Genomic DNA, 15013 nt, shown 5'->3' with positions numbered 1-15013 from the left:
TCAGGCGACGGCGTCGTGCAGGCGGGCCGCCTGTTTGTCCTTCAGCGGGCCGATGACCGACAGGGAGGGCCGCCGCCCCAGGATCTCGCGGGCGACCGAGCGGATGTCGTCCGGGGTGACCGAGGCTATCCGCGACAGCATGTCGTCGACGGACATCTGCTCGCCCCAGCACAGCTCGCTCTTGCCGATACGGTTCATCAGCGCGCCGGTGTCCTCCAGGCCGAGGACCGTGGAGCCCTGGAGCTGGCCGATGGCGCGCCCGATCTCGTCGTCCGAGAGGCCGTGCTCGGCGACGTGGTCGAGTTCGTCGCGGCAGATCTTCAGCACGTCGTGCACCTGCGACGGCCTGCACCCCGCGTACACGCCGAACAGGCCGCAGTCGGCGAAGCCCGAGGTGTACGAGTACACGCTGTAGGCCAGGCCGCGCTTCTCGCGGACCTCCTGGAAAAGGCGGGACGACATGCCGCCGCCGAGGGCGGTGTTCAGCACGCCCAGCGCCCAGCGGCGCTCGTCCGTGCGGGACAGGCCCGGCATGCCGAGCACGACATGGGCCTGCTCGGTCTTGCGGTCGATCAGCTCGACCCTGCCGGCGGTGCGCAGGGCGCGTCGGCCGCTGCGCGGGGCGACGGGCGCGGCGGCGAGATCCTTGAAGGCGCCGGCCTTCTCGAAGGCGGTACGGACCTGCCGTACGACCTTGTTGTGGTCGATGTTGCCGGCGCACGCGACCACGAGGTGGGTCGGGTCGTAGTGCTTCTTGTAGAAGCGGCGGATGCGGTCGGCGGTGAGGGCGTTGACCGTGTCGACGGTGCCGAGGACCGGGCGGCCGAGGGAGTTGTCGCCGAACATCGTGTGCGCGAACAGGTCGTGCACGCAGTCGCCCGGGTCGTCCTCGGTCATGGCGATCTCTTCGAGGATGGCGCCGCGCTCGACGTTGACGTCCTCCTCGAGGATGAGCGAGCCGGTCAGCATGTCGCTGACGACGTCGATGGCGAGGGGCAGGTCGGTGTCGAGCACGCGCGCGTAGTAGCACGTGTACTCCTTCGCCGTGAACGCGTTCATCTCGCCGCCGACCGCGTCGATCGCGGAGGAGATGTCCAGGGCGGACCTGCGGGTCGTCCCCTTGAAGAGCAGGTGCTCCAGGTAGTGCGTGGCGCCGTTCAGGGCCGGGGTCTCGTCGCGGGAGCCGACGTGCGCCCAGATGCCGAAGGTCGCGGAGCGGACCGAGGGCAGGGTTTCGGTGACGATGCGCAGGCCGCCGGGGAGGGTGGTCTTGCGGACCGTGCCGATGCCGTTCTCGCCCTTGATCAGGGTTTGGGTACGGGCGACGGCCCGCGCCTCGGAAGAGGTGCGGGCCGTCGCCTGGGAGCTACTCGACGTCACTTGTCGGTGTCGTCCTTCGTCTCATCGTTCTCTTCGCCCTCGATGACCGGGATCAGAGAGAGCTTGCCGCGGGAGTCGATCTCGGCGATCTCGACCTGGACCTTGGCGCCCACGCCGAGAACGTCCTCGACGTTCTCCACGCGCTTGCCGCCGGCGAGCTTGCGGATCTGCGAGATGTGCAGCAGACCGTCCTTGCCGGGCAGCAGGGAGACGAACGCACCGAAGGTGGTCGTCTTGACGACCGTACCGAGGTAGCGCTCGCCGACCTCCGGCATCGTCGGGTTGGCGATGCCGTTGATCGTGGCGCGGGCGGCCTCGGCGGAGGGGCCGTCGGCGGCACCGATGTAGATCGTGCCGTCGTCCTCGATCGTGATCTCGGCGCCCGTGTCCTCCTGGATCTGGTTGATCATCTTGCCCTTGGGGCCGATGACCTCACCGATCTTGTCGACCGGGATCTTCACGGTGATGATCCGCGGCGCGTTCGGGGACATCTCGTCCGGCGTGTCGATCGCTTCCATCATCACGTCGAGGATGTGGAGGCGGGCGTCACGGGCCTGCTTCAGGGCGGCGGCCAGGACGGAGGCCGGGATGCCGTCCAGCTTGGTGTCGAGCTGGAGGGCGGTCACGAAGTCCTTGGTGCCGGCGACCTTGAAGTCCATGTCACCGAAGGCGTCCTCCGCACCGAGGATGTCGGTGAGGGTGACGTAGTGCGTCTCGCCCTCGATCTCCTGGGAGATCAGGCCCATGGCGATACCGGCGACGGGGGCCTTCAGCGGCACACCGGCGTTCAGCAGCGACATGGTGGAGGCGCAGACCGAGCCCATGGAGGTCGAGCCGTTCGAGCTGAGCGCCTCGGAGACCTGGCGGATCGCGTAGGGGAACTCCTCGCGGGCCGGCAGGACCGGGATCAGGGCGCGCTCGGCGAGGGCGCCGTGACCGATCTCGCGGCGCTTCGGGGAGCCGACGCGGCCGGTCTCACCGGTGGAGTACGGCGGGAAGTTGTAGTTGTGCATGTAGCGCTTGCGGGTCACCGGCGACAGCGTGTCCAGCTGCTGCTCCATGCGGAGCATGTTCAGCGTCGTGACACCCAGGATCTGGGTCTCGCCGCGCTCGAACACCGCGGAACCGTGGACCCGCGGGATCGCCTCGACCTCGGCGGCCAGGGTGCGGATGTCGGTGACACCGCGGCCGTCGATGCGCTTCTTCTCCTTGATCACGCGCTCGCGGACCAGCTGCTTGGTCAGCGAGCGGTACGCGGCGGAGATCTCCTTCTCGCGGCCCTCGAACTCCGGCAGAAGCTTCTCGGCGGCGAGCTGCTTGACACGGTCCAGCTCGGACTCGCGCTCCTGCTTGCCGGCGATGGTGAGCGCCTGAGCGAGCTCCGGCTTGACGGCGGCGGTGAGCGCCTCGAGGACGTCGTCCTGGTAGTCCAGGAAGATCGGGAACTCCCCGGTCGGCTTGGCGGCCTTGGAGGCGAGGTCCGACTGGGCCTTGCACAGGACCTTGATGAAGGGCTTCGCGGCGTCCAGACCGGCCGCGACGACTTCCTCGGTGGGCGCCTCGGCGCCGCCCTCGACCAGCTTGATGGTCTTCTCGGTGGCCTCGGCCTCGACCATCATGATCGCGACGTCGCCGTCCTCCAGGACGCGGCCCGCGACGACCATGTCGAAGACGGCGTCCTCGAGCTCGGTGTGCGTCGGGAAGGCCACCCACTGACCGCGGATCAGCGCGACGCGGACGCCGCCGATCGGGCCGGAGAAGGGCAGACCGGCCAGCTGCGTGGACGCGGAGGCGGCGTTGATCGCCACAACGTCGTACAGGTGGTCGGGGTTGAGCGCCATGATCGTGGCGACGACCTGGATTTCGTTGCGCAGGCCCTTCTTGAAGGACGGGCGCAGGGGGCGGTCGATCAGGCGGCAGGTGAGGATCGCGTCCTCGGAGGGCCGGCCCTCACGACGGAAGAAGCTGCCGGGGATCTTGCCGGCGGCGTACATCCGCTCCTCGACGTCCACCGTGAGGGGGAAGAAGTCGAGCTGGTCCTTGGGGTTCTTGGACGCGGTGGTGGCCGACAGCACCATGGTGTCGTCGTCCAGGTACGCCACGGCGGAGCCGGCGGCCTGCTTGGCCAGGCGGCCCGTCTCGAAGCGGATGGTGCGGGTGCCGAAGGGACCGTTGTCGATGACGGCCTCGGCGTAGTGGGTCTCGTTCTCCACTAGCGTTTTCTCCGTTACTTTGTCGTCTTTCGTCCCACGCTGCCCGTGTGGCAGGGGGACGGTGGCGGAGAAGCGCTCCGTGCTGTGCGGGCCGGTCTTCGATCGAAGCACCCGGGGCTCGCTTCCCCCGGGGGCCACTACCGAGGACCGGCGGCGGCTAGGCGCGCTTCCCCTCTTCTTGTCGTGCTGTGTCGTCCGTATGGCGTTGTGCTACCACACTACAAAGCGGCAGTGACACTCCGCACGTACAGCAAAGGGAGCGGTCCCCTTTCCAGCAGGGAACCGCTCCCTTCACAGCGTCTTACTTGGCGCCCGCCGCACCGCGGCGGATGCCGAGGCGGTCGACCAGCGCACGGAAGCGCTGGATGTCCTTCTTGGCGAGGTACTGGAGCAGCCGGCGGCGCTGACCGACCAGGATCAGCAGACCACGGCGGGAGTGGTGGTCGTGCTTGTGGGTCTTGAGGTGCTCGGTCAGGTCGGAGATCCGACGCGACAGCAGAGCGACCTGGACCTCGGGGGAGCCGGTGTCGCCCTCCTTGGTACCGAACTCGGACATGATCTGCTTCTTCGTAGCGGCGTCGAGCGACACGCGTACTCCTCATAGTCTGTGAATGGCCACCGAGTGCCCCCGGTCTGCTTCTCGGGGGAGCTTCCGTGACTCGGAAGGCGGGGATCCGCTGGGCGCGGCCCCCAGGGCGTGGGCTCCGGGGGTGCGTACACAAACGGCCGTCGACCAGGGTACCAGGCGGTCGGGGCCGTCTTTGCGCTGGTCCCCGAACCGGCCGGAGGGGGCGGGCGGGGCCACTAGGGTGAGCGGGTTCGGATCGTCGGTACGGCGTCGTGGGTACGTCGCCCTTCGCACGTCGTCGTTGGCACGTCGGGATCCGGACGTTCGGAACCGGTACGTCGGGAAGGGGTCGCTACGGCATGGCGGAGACGGCTGAGGAGATCAAGGCACGCAAGGAGCGGGAGCGCGACGAGCTCTACGCCCTCGACATCTCCGGTGTCGAGTGGCACTGCGCGCCGGGCACCGAGGAGCACGAGGAGCGGGTCGAGATCGCGTACCTGCCCGAGGGCGCGGTGGCGATGCGGTCCTCGCTCGACCCGGACACGGTGCTGCGCTACACCGAGGCGGAGTGGCGGGCGTTCGTGCTGGGAGCGCGGGACGGGGAGTTCGATCTGGAGCCGGGGGCGCACAACGGGGAGTTGCAGGCGGAGGCCGGGCAGTAGTCGCAGATTCTCCGCAGTCGTACGTAGCTTCCGCGGAGCGCGGCGAGGGGTGGGCCGGTGATCGGCCGCCCCTCGCCGTGCTTCTTCGTGTGTGGTCGCGCTTGTTCGTGTGCGGCGGCCGGTCCGTTTCAAGGCACCTTCGGGGCAAGGTGGTTCGTGGTTCTTCACGTTAGTCACCCTGTTTGTTCACCAAAGTGACGCGACGGACAGGGGCTCGGGGGTGGACGGGCCTGCCGAGGTGGGGCTTGTGGTGATTAGGCTGGGACAGGGCGCGACGTCAGAACCCGTGAGTAGGCGTGGGCGTCCCAGGGGGAGAGCGGGGGAGCCTGGATCCGGACGACCTCGGACGACCCCTGTTTACGCCTCAGAACGACCTCGTACGACGTCGGACGACAAGCAAGGGTCGCCCCAGCACGGCATGAGGGTGCTCGACCACACCAGGAGGAACACTGTGAGCAGCGATCGGGACGGGAACCGCGGGGGCTGGGCGACACCCGGCGATGACCAGCCCGACGCGGAGTCCGCGGCAGAGATGACGGGCGAGTTCACCATCGACTACGCGCCGCCGGCCTGGTACACGCAGAACGCCTCGGGTAGTTCGAGCTCGGGGCAGGGAGCGGGTGCGTCCGAGGACTCGAGTGTTTCCGGGGCGCCCGGGGGACCCCGCCCGCAGGGGGGTTCCCAAGCGCAGGAGTCCGGGGCGCCGAGCGGGCCGGTTCCGCCGCTGCCCGGGCTCACTCCGCCGCCGCATGCCAATCCTTCCGGTGCGGCATCGTCCATTCCGAGGCAGGGGCAGGGGGAGGCTTCCGGCCCGGCTCCGGCACCGGCTCCTTCTCCGGCCCCGGGGGCGCCTTTCACGCCGCCCGCGCCGCCTCCTGCTCCGGGCGCTCCGTTCACGCCTCCTACGCCTCCCGCACCTCCCGCGCCCGGGCCGGGGGCGCCCTTCACGCCGCCCGCACCTGCTTCCGGAGGGCCGGCTGCCGTGCCCCGGCTTCCGGTGGGGTTCGAGCCGCAGGGGGCGCAGTCACCAGGCTCGCCGCCGCAAGGGCGGGCCGAGACGCCTGCGGCGGATCCGGCCTCTCCTACGGCCGTGCCGAACATCCCCGTCAGTGGGTATCAGGCGCAGTGGGCGCCGGCCCCTCCGTCGCAGGCTCCGGCCACTCCCGAGGCTTCGCCTGCTCCGGCTTCCGATGACGCGGAGCCGGGGCACGGTGATCTGGAGAGCGGTGCCACGATGCGGTTCTCCGCCGTCGCCTTGAAGCGGGAGCTCGCGGAGCGTGCCGCCGAGGCCGAGGCACGGCTGGAGTCGGCCGACGAGGACAGCGCGGCCGCTTCCGGCCCGGGCGAGGAGTCCGGCGGTGACGTCGAGGGCGCTCCCATCGACGCCGACGGTGACGCCGGCGAAGACGTCTCCTCCGACTCGGTGGTGGCGGTGGATGCGGCTGACGTGTCCGGTGCGGACGGGCCTGCTTCCGACGATGCCTACAGCGGGGACGGGGAAGGTGCGGTGACCGCACCGGAGGAAGAGGCTCCCGAGGACGCGGCTCCGGAGGCGGAGACGGACGAGGCCGGGCCGCAGGATGCCGAGCCCGAGAACTCCGTGCCTGCGGATGTGGACGCGGTGTCCGCGGAGGCGGTCCCGGCGGATGCGACTCCTGTGGACGCGGTGCCTGCCGATGAGGACCCGGCTGATGCCGTGCCTGCGGACGAGGTCCCGGCTGCTCCCGAGCCGGCCGACGCACAGCCCGACGACGCCCCGCCCGCCGACGCCGCTTCGGAGGACAGCGTTCCGCACGACGCCGCCGCGCCGGGTGTGTCCGGCGCCCAGCCCGCCTGGACTCCCCCGGCTCCTCAGGCCATGCCGCCGCTGCCGCCGTCGTATGAGCCGGCCGCTCCGGCCCCGGCCGGCCAGTGGCCCGCGCAGCCGCAGCACCAGCCTCAGCCGCAGGCCCAGCCCACGGACCCGAACGCGCCCGCGCAGCCGCAGCCGTCGGTGCCGGCTCAGCAGCCGCCGTTCCAGCCGCAGGCGCCGCAGCCCGCGCCCGCCGCCTGGAACCCGCCGACCGCACCGACGCCGCCGAACCAGCCGCCCGGCCAGCCCGCACCGCAGCCCGGCGCCCACGGCTTCCCGCAGCCGGGAGCTCCGGCGCCGACCGCGCCCAACGCCCAGGGCGGCTACGGCTTCCCGCACCCCGGCGCCCCGGCCGCACATCAACCCCCGGCCCAGCAGCCCAACACCCCGCCCGCCCCCGCCCCGAACGCGCAGGGCGGTTACGGATTCCCGCAGCCCGGGCCCGACAGCCCGTCGGCCCCCGCGCCCAGCGCGCAAGGCGGCTACGGCTTCCCCCACCCCGGCACGCCCGCCCAGGCACAGCAGCCCAACACCCCACCCACCCCCGCGCCCAACCCCCCGAGCGGCTACGGCTTCCCCCACCCCGGCGTGCCCCCGCAGGCCCAGGCCCAGTCGCAGCCCGAAGGGCAAGGGCAGCCTCCGCAGCCCGTGGACCCGCGGACCGGGGCCGCCTGGCCGCAGCCCATGCAGCACGACCAGCGGCAGCCGACCAACCCGGGGGTCGCGCCGCTCGGTTACACCGCTGCCGTTGAGTTGTCGTCCGACCGGCTGCTGAACAGCAAGAAGCAGAAGGCCAAGAGCAGCCGTCCGGCGGCCGGCGGCGGACGGTTCAAGATCGGTGGGAAGAAGGAGGAGGCCGAGCGGCAGCGGAAGCTGGAGCTGATCCGCACGCCGGTGCTCTCCTGCTACCGGATCGCCGTGATCAGCCTCAAGGGCGGTGTCGGCAAGACGACCACGACCACCGCGCTCGGCTCCACGCTCGCCACCGAGCGGCAGGACAAGATCCTCGCGATCGACGCCAACCCGGATGCCGGCACCCTCGGGCGTCGCGTGCGGCGCGAGACCGGGGCGACCATCCGTGACCTCGTCCAGGCGATCCCGTACCTCAACTCGTACATGGACATCCGGCGGTTCACGTCCCAGGCGCCGTCCGGGCTGGAGATCATCGCCAACGACGTCGACCCGGCCGTGTCGACGACCTTCAACGACGAGGACTACCGGCGCGCGATCGACGTGCTGGGCAAGCAGTACCCGGTCATCCTCACGGACTCCGGTACCGGACTGCTCTACAGCGCCATGCGCGGTGTGCTGGACCTCGCCGACCAGCTCATCATCATCTCGACACCGTCGGTGGACGGTGCGAGCAGCGCGAGCACGACGCTGGACTGGCTGTCGGCGCACGGGTACGCCGATCTCGTCGCCCGGTCCATCACCGTCATCTCGGGTGTGCGCGAGACCGGCAAGATGATCAAGGTCGAGGACATCGTGTCGCACTTCGAGACGCGCTGCCGTGGCGTCATCGTCGTGCCCTTCGACGAACATCTCGCCGCAGGTGCCGAGGTCGACCTTGACATGATGCGGCCGAAGGTGCGGGAGGCGTACTTCAACCTCGCGGCGATGGTCGCCGAGGACTTCACCCGCCACCAGCAGGCGCACGGCCTGTGGACCTCCGACGGCAACCCGCCGCCGGTGGCCGCCCCGCCGCTGCCCGGCCAGCCCGTCCCGGGCCAGCCCCAGCCCCCGTATCCCGGACAGCAGCCAGGCCCCGGGCAGCCGGTTCCCGGCCAGCAGGTCCCGGGCCAGCCGGGCCCGTACACCCAGCAGCCGCAGCCCGGTCAGCCGTACGCCCAGCCCGGACAGCCGTACCCGCAGGCCGCAGGTCAGCCGCCCTTTCCGCAGCCCGGTCAGCCGGGACAGCCGGCCCCGCAGCCCGGACAGCCGTATCCCCAGCCCGGACAGCCCCCGGCAGCGCCCCCGCAGCCGGGCTACGGCTACCCGCAGGCCGGTCCGCCCGGTCAACCAGGTCAGCCCGGTTACGGCTACCCGCAGCCCGGCCAGCCGGGGTACCCGGCGCAGCCCGACGGGCAGACCCCGCCGCCCCCGCCTCCGCCGCCGTCGCAGTAATCGCCTCACCCGATCGGCCCCTTTCGAGGGGCCGGTCCCCTTCGTGGCCCGCGCCGTTCCCACTCGGCGCGGGCCGCGGTGCGTTCCGGGGGCGAAATCCGTTGCCAGGCCCTGGCCAGGGGCGCGTCAGTGGTCTCGACCAATGGCCGCGGAAAGCTCGCCAATTCGTTATTTCCGCAGGCCACAAGGGGTCAATGTGCCGTTGACGCGTGAGATGGCCGCTGATAGACACACTCATCATCCATCTGACAACCGATCAACCTGACGCCTGATCACCCATCCTTCCCCGTCCGAGCGATGACGCGAGGTCCGACCATGGGCACGAAAGATCAGACACGCAGCCTCCCGCGCGGCCTCAGGCTCGTCGCCGTGGCCGGAGCGGCCGCGCTCACCCTCACCGCCGGTCTCGCGACTCCGCTCGACCCGGCGGCCCGGCAGGCCCGTGCGGCCGACGACGGCAAGAAGGTGCTGACCGTCGCGGTGGCGCAGAGCGTGGACTCGCTCAGCCCGTTCCTGGCGGTCCGGCTGCTCAGTACGAGCATTCACCGGCTCATGTACGAGTACCTGACGAACTACGACCCCAAGGACAACCACGCCGTCCCGGGCCTGGCCACCAAGTGGGAGTCGTCGTCGGACAAGCTGACCTGGACGTACACGATCCGCTCCGACTCCACGTGGTCGGACGGCAAGCGGGCCACCGCCGAGGACGCGGCGTGGACGTTCAACAAGATGATGACCGACGACGGCGCCGCCACGGCGAACGGCAGTTACGTCGGCAACTTCCGGAAGGTGACGGCGCCCAGCCCCACCAAGCTGGTCATCGAGCTGAAGAAACCGCAGGCCACGATGACCGCGCTCGATGTGCCGATCGTGCCGAAGCACGTGTGGGAGAAGGTCTCGGACTTCTCCGAGTTCAACAACGACAAGAGCTTCCCTGTGGTGGGCAACGGGCCGTTCGTGCTGACCGGGTACAAGGCCGACAGCTACGTCCGGCTCAAGGCCAACAAGAGCTTCTGGCGCGGATCGCCGAAGTTCGACGAGCTGGTCTTCCGCTACTACAAGGACCAGGACGCGGCGGTGTCGGCGCTGCGCAAGGGCGAGGTGTCGTTCGTCGCCGGTTCGCCGTCCCTGACGCCCGCCCAGGCGGCCTCCCTGGAGGACGCGGAGAACATCAAGGTCAACGACGCCCCCGGCCGCCGTTTCTACGCCCTCGCCACCAACCCGGGCGCGAAGGCGAAGAACGGCGAGAAGTTCGGCGACGGCCACCCGTCCCTGCTGGACCAGCGGGTGCGGAACGCGTTGTTCAAGGCGGTCGACCGCAAGGCCATCATCGACAAGGTGTTCCAGGGGCACGCCGTCGAGGGCGAGGGCTACATCCCGCCGCGCTTCTCGCAGTACTTCTGGAAGCCGTCCGCCGGCCAGAAGCTGACGTACGACCCGGCCGAGGCGGCCCGGATGCTCGACCAGGCGGGGTACGAGATGAACGGCGACGGCAAGCGCGTCGGCAAGGACGGCAAGCCCATCACCTACCGCGTCCTGTGCCACGCCACCGACCCCAATGACAAGGCGGTCGGCAAGTACCTCCAGGAGTGGTGGGGCAAGCTCGGCATCGGGGTCCAGCTCAACTGCCTGGACAACGTGACCGACCCCTGGCTCGCCGGCACATACGACCTGGCCTTCGACGGCTGGTCGGTCAACCCGGACCCGGACTTCGTGCTGTCCATCCACACCTGCGGAGCGCTCCCGGCGACCCCGAAGGACACGGGCGCGACCGACAACTTCATCTGTGACAAGACGTACGACGAGCTCTACGCCCGGCAGCTGGCCGAGTACGACCCCGCCAAACGGGCGGACATCGTCAAGCAGATGGAGTCGCGGCTGTACGACCTCGGGTACATGAACGTCATGGCGTATCCGAACGCGGTCGAGGCCTACCGGACGGACCAGATCAAGTCGATCACGACCATGCCGGCGAAGGCGGGGAACATCTACGGCCAGGACGGCTACTGGAGCTGGTGGTCGGCGGTCCCGGCTCAGTCGAGTGGCTCGTCGGACAACGCGTCGTCGACGGGGGTCGTGCTCGGGATCGTCGGGGGTGTCGTGGTCCTCGCCGGGCTCGGCGTCTTCGCGGCGATGCGGCGGCGCTCCACCGCCGAGGACCGCGAGTAGCGCGGGCGAGCGGGCACTGATGACCGCTGACGCGACCCCCGCACTGGTCGAGGACAAGCACACGGCGGCCGGGCCTCGGGTACGCAAGAGCTCCGCGTACCCGCGGTACCTGGCGGGCAAGCTGGCCGGTGCGCTCGTTTCGCTGCTGGCCGTGCTCGTCACCAGCTTCTTCCTCTTCCGGCTGATCCCCGGCGACCCGGTCAAGACCATGACGGGCGGCCGTCAGGTCTCGGCCGAGCAACTGGCCGCCTACCGCGAGGAGTTCGGGCTCGACCTGCCGCTGTGGCGGCAGTTCACGGACTACTGCGGCAAGGCGCTCACCGGCGACTTGGGGACGTCGTACCAGTTCCGTGCTCCCGTCGTCGACAAGATCACCGAGGCGCTGCCGAACACCCTGCTGCTCACCGGGACCGCCTTCGTCCTCTACACCGCGCTGGGCATCTTCCTCGGCACCCGGTCGGCCTGGCGGCGCGGCGGGCTCGGCGACCGGATCCACACCGGCCTGGCGCTGACCCTGTACTCCATCCCGTCCTTCTGGCTCGGGCTGCTGCTGATCATCGTGCTGTCGGTGGGCATCGGCCCGATCCCGGGCATGTTCCCCACCGGCGGCATGGAGTCGGGCGGCAAGGAGGGCTTCGCGTACGTCGTCGACGTGGCGCACCATCTGGTGCTGCCGGTGGTGACGCTGGTGGCCGTGGAGTACGGGCAGACGCTGCTGGTCACGCGGTCGGCGCTGCTGGACGAGATGGGCAGCGACTATCTGACCACCGCGCGGGCCAAGGGGCTGCGCGACGACCTGGTGCGGCGCCGGCACGCCGTGCCGAACGCGCTGCTGCCGACCGTGACGCTGATCTTCATCAACCTCGGCCGGACGGTGGCGGGCGTGATCCTGGTGGAGACGGTGTTCTCCTGGCCAGGCCTCGGCGGGCTGTTCTACCAGGCGCTGAGCGTGCCCGACCTGCCGCTGGTGCAGGGGCTGTTCTTCGTGTTCGCCGCCGCTGTGATCGTGATGAACACCCTCGCCGACCTGGTCTATCCGCTGCTGGACCCCCGGGTGGCCCGATGACGACGACCGACACGGCCCTGAGCCCGCGCGCCCTCGCCCGGCAGCGGCGCCGGGCCTCCGTCGCGCGCTTCTGGCGGCAGTACCGCGCCGAGCGGGCGGGGCTGTACGGCCTGACCGCGCTCGCGCTTTGCGCGCTGCTGGCGCTGTTCGCGCCGCTGTTCGTCGGCTCCGGCGTGAGCAGTGTGACCGACGCGCCGGGGCATCCGATGCAGAGCCCGAGCGCCGAGTTCCCGCTCGGCACCGACCAGTTCGGCCGGGACCTGCTGGGCCTGGTGGTGTGGGGCTCGCGGGTGTCGCTGCTGGTCGGGCTGCTGGCCGCCGTGCTGTCGGTCGCGATCGGCACGCTGATCGGGGTCACGGCGGGCCACTTCAAGGGCTGGTACGCGACGGTGATGATGCGGATCACCGACTGGTTCCTGGTCATGCCGACGCTGGTGCTGGCGATCGCCCTGGCCACCGTGATGTCCCGCTCGCTGACCACGACGGTCATCGCGATCGGCGTCACCACCTGGCCGACCACGGCCCGCCTGGTGCGCGCGCAGACCCTCGCCGTGGAGACGCGGCCGTACATCGAGCGGGCGAAGGCGCTCGGCGGCGGCCACTGGCACATCATGTCCCGGCACGTGCTGCCCAACGTCATGCCGCTGGTGCTGGCCCAGACGACCCTGATCATCTCCACCGCCATCCTCGCCGAGGCGACGCTGGCCTTCCTCGGCCTCGGTGACCCCACGGTCGTGTCGTGGGGCGGGCTGCTCCAGGACGCGCGGGAGGCGGGCGCGGTCAGTGCCGGGGACTGGTGGTACCTGGTGCCGCCGGGTATCGCCATCGCCGTGGTGGCGCTGGCGTTCACGCTGTGCGGGCGGGCCGTGGAGTCCGTCCTCAACCCCAGGCTGGGGGTGTCGCGGTGACGCTGCTCGACGTCAGGGACCTGACGGTGACGTACGCGGGCGGGGCTGCCGCCGTGCGCGGGGTGGATCTGCGTCTGGACGCCGGCCAGAAGCTCGGCCTCGCCGGGGAGTCCGGCTGCGGCAAGTCCACGCTGGCGCTGGCCCTGCTGCGGCTGCTGCCCGCCGGGACCCGCATCACGGGTGAGGTCCTGCTCGACGGCGAGGACGTGCTGACGATGAAGTGGGGCCGGGTTCGGGCGGTCCGCTGGGCCGGGGCCTCCGTCGTCTTCCAGGGAGCGATGCACTCGCTGAACGCCGTGCACCGCATCGGCGACCAGATCGCCGAGCCGATCCTGCTGCACCGGAAGGCCACCCCGGCCGGGGCGAAGAAGAAGACCGGAGAGCTGCTGGAGCAGGTCGGCCTGCCGGCGGCCCGCGCGGACGCCTATCCGCACGAGCTGTCCGGCGGGCAGCGGCAGCGCGTCATGATCGCCATGGCGCTGGCCTGCGATCCGCGGCTGATCATCGCCGACGAGCCGACCACCGCGCTCGACGTGATGATCCAGGCGCAGATCCTCCGGCTCGTCGAACAGCTCGTCGCGGACCAGGGCCTGGGCCTGATCATGATCAGCCACGACCTGGCGGTCCTCGCCGACACCTGTGACCGGCTCGCGGTGATGTACGCGGGGCGGGTGGTCGAGGAGGGCCCGGCCCAGCAGGTGTACGAGGACGCCCGGCACCCGTACGCCAGGGCCCTGTCGGCCGCGTTCCCGCGCATCGGCGACCCGGCCTCCCGGTTCGCTCCGCGAGGGCTGGCGGGTGATCCGCCCGATCCGGCGGCGCTGCCGTCCGGCTGTACGTTCCATCCGCGGTGCCCGGTGGCGCTGGAGTCCTGCCCGGAGGTGGACCCGGTGCTGCACGAGGCGGGGCCGGGGCGCCGGGCGGCGTGCGTCCTGGTCGGACCCCCGCCGGACGAGCCGCGGGCGGAGCCTCAGGATCCGGAAGCCCTGGAGGAAGCGAGGCCCAGCACGCCATGACCACGTCCCCCACGGCCCCCGAGGTCACCACGGCACCTCTGCTGAGCGCCCAGGACCTGCACGTCACCTTCCCCGGCCGGCACGGCGGCCCCCGGGCCCGCGCGGTGGACGGGGTCGATCTCGACATCCGGCCCGGCGAGATCGTCGCGCTGGTCGGCGAGTCCGGCTGCGGCAAGACGACCCTGGCCCGCTGTCTGCTGGGCCTGGTCGAGCCGACCTCGGGCCGGGTCGCCTTCGACGGCCGCACGCTGGAGTACTCCGGCCGGTCCCTCAAGGCGTACCGCAAGCGGGTCCAGCTGGTCCTCCAGGACCCGAGCGGCTCGCTCAACCCGCGGCACACGGTGTACGACGCGGTCGCCGAGGGCCTGCGCATCCACGGCTACGGCGGCGACGAGCGGACGGCGGTCGCACAGGCCCTGTCCCGGGCCGGTCTCCGCCCCCCGGAGCGCTTCTTCCTGCGCTACCCGCACGAACTGTCCGGCGGGCAGCGCCAGCGGGTCGTCATCGCGGGCGCGCTCGTCCTGGGACCCGAACTCCTCGTCGCCGACGAGCCGGTGGCGTCCCTCGACGCCTCCGTGCGCGGTGAGATCCTCGCCCTGCTGCTGCGGTTGCGCACCGAGCTGGGCCTGTCCGCGCTGGTCGTCACGCACGACCTTGGGCTGGCCTGGAACATCGCCGACCGGGTCGCCGTGATGTACCTGGGCCGGATCGTGGAGACGGGCGCCGTGGAGCAGGTCCTGACCGCGCCCCGTCACCCGTACACCCAGGCCCTGCTGTCGGTGCTCCCGGAAGCCCCCGGTGACCCGGTGGTCCTCACCGGCGAGCCCCCGGACCCGTCGCGGGTGCCGTCCGGCTGCCGCTTCCATGTGCGCTGCCAGATTCTCGCGAGCGGTGAGGCGGAGACAGCGGGAGTGGCCGACGCGTGCAGGAACCAGGACCTGAAGGTCCTGAGTGGGGGCGGGGAATCGCAGGTGGCTTGCCACTGGGCAGCGTCGTCCGCCCTCAGGGGCGCGAGGCTGTGACACTATGCGGCTCCGCCGCGTGGGCGCGCCAAG

Annotated in this window: 10 protein-coding genes; 7 read left to right on the top strand and 3 right to left on the bottom strand. The window is 71.0% G+C overall.

The window, feature by feature from the left end; translation table 11 throughout:
* The 3 genes from V8690_RS31470 to rpsO form a co-directional block, all read right to left on the bottom strand.
* Nucleotides 1-1380: a pitrilysin family protein gene (locus V8690_RS31470; RefSeq protein ID WP_338783478.1), complete on the bottom strand. Its 1380-nt coding sequence runs from the start codon at nucleotides 1378-1380 to the stop codon at nucleotides 1-3.
* Complete coding sequence (locus tag V8690_RS31465) at nucleotides 1377-3593, bottom strand: polyribonucleotide nucleotidyltransferase (protein WP_338783477.1); 2217 nt, start codon at nucleotides 3591-3593, stop codon at nucleotides 1377-1379. The genes V8690_RS31470 and V8690_RS31465 overlap by 4 nt, the downstream gene beginning before the upstream one ends.
* Before the next feature lie 301 nt (nucleotides 3594-3894).
* Nucleotides 3895-4182: a 30S ribosomal protein S15 gene (gene rpsO / locus V8690_RS31460; protein WP_010042739.1), complete on the bottom strand. Its 288-nt coding sequence runs from the start codon at nucleotides 4180-4182 to the stop codon at nucleotides 3895-3897.
* 338 nt (nucleotides 4183-4520) lie between these two features.
* On the opposite strand from rpsO, the gene V8690_RS31455 reads away from it, so the two are divergent.
* From V8690_RS31455 to V8690_RS31425, 7 genes are all read left to right on the top strand, one after another.
* The gene (locus V8690_RS31455; protein WP_338783476.1) at nucleotides 4521-4823 is read left to right on the top strand and encodes a DUF397 domain-containing protein; all 303 of its coding nucleotides are present in this window, start codon (nucleotides 4521-4523) and stop codon (nucleotides 4821-4823) included.
* A gap of 451 nt (nucleotides 4824-5274) precedes the next feature.
* Nucleotides 5275-8799, top strand: a complete 3525-nt coding sequence (locus tag V8690_RS31450; protein WP_338783475.1) for an SCO5717 family growth-regulating ATPase — start codon at nucleotides 5275-5277, stop codon at nucleotides 8797-8799.
* Nucleotides 8800-9114: 315 nt separating this feature from the next.
* A complete protein-coding gene (locus V8690_RS31445) occupies nucleotides 9115-10968 on the top strand; it encodes a peptide ABC transporter substrate-binding protein (protein WP_338783474.1) in 1854 nt (617 codons plus the stop codon).
* A 19-nt stretch (nucleotides 10969-10987) separates the two neighbouring features.
* Complete coding sequence (locus V8690_RS31440) at nucleotides 10988-12034, top strand: ABC transporter permease (RefSeq protein WP_338783473.1); 1047 nt, start codon at nucleotides 10988-10990, stop codon at nucleotides 12032-12034.
* Nucleotides 12031-12942 (top strand): ABC transporter permease, encoded by a 912-nt coding sequence (locus V8690_RS31435; RefSeq protein ID WP_338783472.1) that lies wholly within the window; start codon nucleotides 12031-12033, stop codon nucleotides 12940-12942. The genes V8690_RS31440 and V8690_RS31435 overlap by 4 nt, the downstream gene beginning before the upstream one ends.
* The gene (locus V8690_RS31430) at nucleotides 12939-13958 is read left to right on the top strand and encodes an ABC transporter ATP-binding protein (RefSeq protein WP_338783471.1); all 1020 of its coding nucleotides are present in this window, start codon (nucleotides 12939-12941) and stop codon (nucleotides 13956-13958) included. Before V8690_RS31435 ends, V8690_RS31430 begins: the two co-directional genes overlap by 4 nt.
* On the top strand, nucleotides 13955-14980 hold the full coding sequence (locus V8690_RS31425) for an ABC transporter ATP-binding protein (RefSeq protein WP_338783470.1): 1026 nt from the start codon (nucleotides 13955-13957) through the stop codon (nucleotides 14978-14980). Before V8690_RS31430 ends, V8690_RS31425 begins: the two co-directional genes overlap by 4 nt.
* The last annotated feature ends 33 nt before the right edge of the window (nucleotides 14981-15013 follow it).

The organism is Streptomyces sp. DG1A-41 (assembly GCF_037055355.1).
In the GTDB taxonomy this organism is placed as follows: domain Bacteria; phylum Actinomycetota; class Actinomycetes; order Streptomycetales; family Streptomycetaceae; genus Streptomyces.
This window is presented reverse-complemented; position numbering and strand designations above follow the sequence as displayed.

What these genes read in the sequence shown, in the direction of transcription:
- V8690_RS31445 (WP_338783474.1), top strand. Translation starts at nt 9,115, where the DNA reads ATGGGCACGAAAGATCAGACACGCAGCCTCCCGCGCGGCCTCAGGCTC.
- V8690_RS31435 (WP_338783472.1), top strand. Translation starts at nt 12,031, where the DNA reads ATGACGACGACCGACACGGCCCTGAGCCCGCGCGCCCTCGCCCGGCAG.
- V8690_RS31425 (WP_338783470.1), top strand. Translation starts at nt 13,955, where the DNA reads ATGACCACGTCCCCCACGGCCCCCGAGGTCACCACGGCACCTCTGCTG.
- V8690_RS31455 (WP_338783476.1), top strand. Translation starts at nt 4,521, where the DNA reads ATGGCGGAGACGGCTGAGGAGATCAAGGCACGCAAGGAGCGGGAGCGC.
- V8690_RS31440 (WP_338783473.1), top strand. Translation starts at nt 10,988, where the DNA reads ATGACCGCTGACGCGACCCCCGCACTGGTCGAGGACAAGCACACGGCG.